The following is a 4,575-nucleotide window of genomic DNA, read 5'->3' as shown; positions in this document are numbered from 1 at the left end:
CGTCACCGCCGTCACCGACCTCTCCGCCCTCCGCGGCAAGATCGCCGTCACCCCGCTGCGGAAGGGCTCGCTGCTCCAGAGCGACATGATCGTCGCCCGGCCCGCGCTCGCCCCGACCCCGGTCCGAACGAGGTTCGCCACCCGATGAATTCACGCCAGCGACGCGGCATCGTCCTGCTGCTCCTGTCGGCTCTCTGCGCCGTCGGCGCGTTCGCCGGGGTGTTCGCGGTCATCCACGACGCCGAGTCGAAGACCGGCCCCGAGACCACCGCGTACCGGCTGAAGACCGACATCCCCGCCTACCGCGACCTGGACCCGGACGAGTTCGAGAAGATCACCATGCCCCGGCGCTGGCTCCCCGTCACCGCCGTCACCGACCTCTCCGCCCTCCGCGGCAAGATCGCCGTCACCCCGCTGCGGAAGGGCTCGCTGCTCCAGAGCGACATGATCGTCGCCCGGCCCGCGCTCGCCCCCGGCAAGCAGGAGATCGCCATCATGATCGACGCGGCCACGGGCGTCGCCGGCAAGATCCAGCCGGGCGCGCGGGTCAATATGTACGCCACCTTCGATGCCAAGGAACAGGGCGCCAAGCCCGTCTCCAAGATGATCGTCAGCGGCGCCCAGGTCATCGACGTCGGCAAGCTCACGCCCCTCAAACGGGACGGCGACGGCGGCCGGGCGGCCGCCACCACCCGGCAGGCGGGCGAGGCCGTGCCGATCACCTTCGCCCTCGACACCAAGGACGCCCAGCGCGTCGCCTACGCCGAGTCGTTCGCCTCGCACGTCCGGCTCGCCCTCGTCGCCCCCGGCAGCCAGGAACCCGTCGGCAGCGGCGATCGCACGTACACCCTCGACGGGGACAAATAGCCAGGCGGTTGATGTGGACCGAGTGTGGATGGAGGAGGCAGGCTCCCGGTGACGATCAGAATCCTCCCGGCCGTCGGCGACCCCGGCACCGCCCGCGCCGTCGCCGGCGTGCTCGCCGGGCTCCCCGGCGTGACGCCCCTGCCCGGCGTCGGCGACTCCGAGCGGCTGCTGGAGGCGCTCGCCGCGCTGGGCGCGGGCGGCGTCGCCCAGCTGCCCGAGGTCGTCCTCGTGCACGAGCGCCTCGGGCCCGTGCCCGCCCTCGAGATCGTCCGCGAGATCGCCCTGCGCTTCCCCGCCACCGGCGTGATCCTGATGTCGGCCGACGCCGGGCCCGCCCTCTACGCCGCCGCCATGGACTGCGGCGCGCGCGGCCTCGCCATACTGCCCCCGACCTACGAGGAACTGGGCGCCCGCGTCCAGGCCGCCGCCCACTGGGCCGACGGCGTCCGCCGCCACCTCGGCGCGGCCGCCGGGGGAACCGCCGAGGCGGGCGCCGCCCCCGGCGGGGAGCGCGGCACGCTCGTCGCCGTCGTCGGCGCCAAGGGCGGCGTCGGCACGACCGTCACCGCCGTCCAGCTCGCCCTCGCCGCCTCCGCCGCCGGCCGGGCCGTCGCCCTCGTCGACCTGGACCTCCAGTCCGGCGACGTCGCCTCCTACCTCGACGTGCAGTTCCGCCGGTCCATCGCCGACCTCGCCGGCATCAGCGACATCACCCCGCGCGTCCTGGCGGACGCCGTCTTCCCCCACCCCACCGGCCTCGGCCTGCTCCTCGCCCCGGCGGAGGGCGAACGCGGCGAGGACGTCGGCGAACCCGCCGCCCGGCAGATCACCGCCGCCCTGCGCGGCCGCTACGAACTCGTCGTCGCCGACTGCGGCACCCAGATCACCGCGGCGGGCGCGGCCGTCATCGAGGCGGCCGACCTGGCGTTACTGGTCACCACGCCGGACGTGGTGTCCGTCAGGGCAGCGAAGCGCATGGTCCGGCTCTGGGAACGGCTTCGGATCCGTACGGCCGAGGAGACGACCACCGTGGTCAACCGCCACACCCGCAGCGCGGAGATCCAGCCGCCCCTCATCGCCCGCACCACCGGCACCCGCGCCGCCCGCACGACCGTCCCGGCCGGCTACAAGGAGCTCCAGGGCGCCGTGGACTCCGGCCGGATGCAGGACCTCGACGCCCGCTCCGGGGTCCGCCAGGCCCTGTGGACCCTGGCCGGCGAACTGGGCCTGGCCGCACCCCCGCGCACGGCCGCCGGCGACCACCGCCCGGCCCTGGGCGGCCTGCGCCGACGCCGTGCCATAGAGGGCGGCGCGGGCCCGGCGGCCCCTGCCGGCGGGGGCACGGGCCCGGAACAACTCTCCCCGGTGCCCCCGGCGACGGCACTGCCGGGCGGCCGCTTCCGGAGGCGCGACCGCTTCGGCGACCGCTTCGGCGACCGGGGCCAGGTGGCCGTGGAGTTCGTCGGGATCCTGCCGCTGATCCTCGTCGCGCTGGCCGTCGTCTGGCAGTGCGTCCTGGTCGGCTACTCGTACTCCCTGGCCGGGCACGCCGCCGACAAGGGCGCCCGCGCGGGCGCGGTCGGCCGCGACTGCGCCGCCGCGGCCCGCGCGGACATGCCGAAGTCCTGGCACACGGAACCCTCCTGCGGGCCCGGCCCGGCGGCCGGGGTCTACAGCGCGAGCGTCCGCGTGAAGGTCCCCGTCCTCTTCCCGGGCGCGGCCGACTGGCCGTGGACGGTGGAGAGCACGGCGGGCGTGGCGAGGGAGGACTGAGTGGTGGTTCAGGGACAACCCTCCCGCCGTGACAAAGGCTCGGCCTCGATCGAATTCCTGGGCTTCCTGCCCATCCTCCTGGCGATAGCCCTCGCCGCCGCCTACCTCGGCATAGCCGCCTACGCCACCCAGCAAGCTGGCACCGCCGCCCGCGCGGCAGCCCGAACCGCCACCGTCGACGACCCGAAGACCGCCCCCGCGGCCGCCGCCCGCGCGGCGGTCAGCTCCTGGGTCGCGGCCAGATCGGATGTCGACGCCACCTCCTGCGCCCCCGGCACGGACCGGGCCACCGCCACCGTGACCGTCGACGTCCCGCCCCTCCTCCCCGGCACCGGCTTCACCGTCACCCGCAGCGCCACGATGGCCTGCGCCCAGGACACCCCCGGGGTCACCCCATGAGCCTCCGCGCCCGGATCTCCGCCCCCGAGCCCGGACCCGACGGCCGGGAGCCCGGCCACCTCGTCCCCGTCTACCGGGCCAAGCTCCTGGAGGAGATCGACCTCGCCGAGATGTCCGCGCTCGCCGCCGACGAGCGCCGCTCCCGCCTGGAGCGCGTACTCGGCCACATCATCAGCCGCGAGGGCCCCGTCCTGTCGACCGCCGAACGCGACCGGCTCATCAGGAGGGTCGTCGACGAGGCCCTCGGCCTGGGCGTGCTGGAGCCCCTCCTGGAGGACCCCTCCATCACCGAGATCATGGTCAACGGCCCCGACCAGGTCTTCGTCGAGCGCGCCGGCCGCGTCGAGCCCGTACCGGTACGGTTCGCCTCCCACGACCAGCTGATGCAGACGATCGAGCGGATCGTGTCCACCGTCAACCGCCGCGTGGACGAGTCGAATCCGATGGTCGACGCCCGGCTCCCCACCGGGGAGCGCGTCAACGTGATCATCCCGCCGCTCGCGCTGAACGGCGCCACCCTCACCATCCGCCGCTTCCCCCGCGCCTACGGCCTCCACGAGCTGATCTCCATGGGCACGCTGGACGAGCCCATGCTGATGCTGCTCGCCGCGCTCGTCCGGGCGAAGTTCAACGTGGTCGTCTCCGGGCCGACCGGCGCCGGCAAGACGACGCTCCTCAACGCCCTCTCCGGCCTCATCCCGGACGGCGAACGCATCATCACCGTCGAGGACGCGGCCGAACTGCAACTGCGGCAGCAGCACGTCATCCGGCTGGAGTCCCGCCCCCCGAACGTCGAGGGCAAGGGCCGGATCACCATCCGAGACCTCGTCCGCAACTCCCTGCGCATGCGCCCCGATCGCATCATTGTCGGCGAGGTGCGCGGCGGGGAGACCCTGGACATGCTCCAGGCCATGTCCACCGGCCACGACGGCTCCCTCGCCACCGTCCACGCCAACAGCGCCGAGGACGCGCTGATGCGGCTGCGCACGCTGGCGTCGATGTCCGAGGTGAAGATCCCCTATGAGGCGCTGCGCGACCAGATCGACAGCGCCGTGGACTGCCTGGTGCAGCTCGTCCGCCACGCCGACGGCACGCGCCGCATCGCGGAGATCGCCCTGCTGACCGCACCCCCGGCCTCCCCCCTGGACGGGTACGGGACCGACGGCCACCGCCTCGCCACCGTCGCCCGCTTCGACGCCGCCCCGATCGGCGCCGACCGCGTCGTACGCGGCACGTTCACGCACTTCCCGCTCCCCGAACGCGCCGCCGAACGGCTGCGGCTGGCCAACGAGCCCGTGCCGCCCGCCTTCGGCGTCGCCGCGTTCGACCAGGAGCTCACCGCCCGGGGAACCGGACAGAGACGGCAGAGGTAGAGGACCGGCGGACATGGACCACCTGGACGAGCTCGCGCTGCTGACCGTCGGCGCCACCGCGCTGTGCGGGACGCTGGCCGTCGCGGGCGTACGGGCGTACGTCACCGGCAGGGACCGCCACCGGGCGCTCGTCGACCGGCTCTCCGACGCCCCCGCCCCGCCC

4 protein-coding genes are annotated in these 4,575 nt (G+C 74.5%); all 4 read left to right on the top strand.

What is annotated here, in order from left to right:
* Positions 1–144 precede the first annotated feature (144 nt).
* Genes cpaB through K6I33_RS32190 form a run of 4 tightly spaced genes read left to right on the top strand, consistent with a single transcriptional unit; the run spans position 145 to position 4,412 of the window.
* Positions 145–867: a Flp pilus assembly protein CpaB gene (gene cpaB, locus K6I33_RS32205; protein WP_229358103.1), complete on the top strand. Its 723-nt coding sequence runs from the start codon at positions 145–147 to the stop codon at positions 865–867.
* Between the two features lie 48 nt (positions 868–915).
* Positions 916–2,640 (top strand): P-loop NTPase, encoded by a 1,725-nt coding sequence (locus K6I33_RS32200; protein WP_229358102.1) that lies wholly within the window; start codon positions 916–918, stop codon positions 2,638–2,640.
* On the top strand, positions 2,641–3,039 hold the full coding sequence (locus tag K6I33_RS32195) for a TadE/TadG family type IV pilus assembly protein (protein WP_308297355.1): 399 nt from the start codon (positions 2,641–2,643) through the stop codon (positions 3,037–3,039).
* A complete protein-coding gene (locus tag K6I33_RS32190; RefSeq protein WP_229358101.1) occupies positions 3,036–4,412 on the top strand; it encodes a CpaF family protein in 1,377 nt (458 codons plus the stop codon). The genes K6I33_RS32195 and K6I33_RS32190 overlap by 4 nt, the downstream gene beginning before the upstream one ends.
* Positions 4,413–4,575: the final 163 nt, after the last annotated feature.

It is taken from the genome of Streptomyces sp. UNOB3_S3 (genome assembly GCF_020740895.1).
Classification (GTDB): Bacteria; Actinomycetota; Actinomycetes; order Streptomycetales; family Streptomycetaceae; genus Streptomyces.
This window is presented reverse-complemented; position numbering and strand designations above follow the sequence as displayed.

Coding starts and splice junctions, on each gene's coding strand:
- cpaB (WP_229358103.1), top strand. CDS start 145: ATGAATTCACGCCAGCGACGCGGCATCGTCCTGCTGCTCCTGTCGGCT.
- K6I33_RS32190 (WP_229358101.1), top strand. CDS start 3,036: ATGAGCCTCCGCGCCCGGATCTCCGCCCCCGAGCCCGGACCCGACGGC.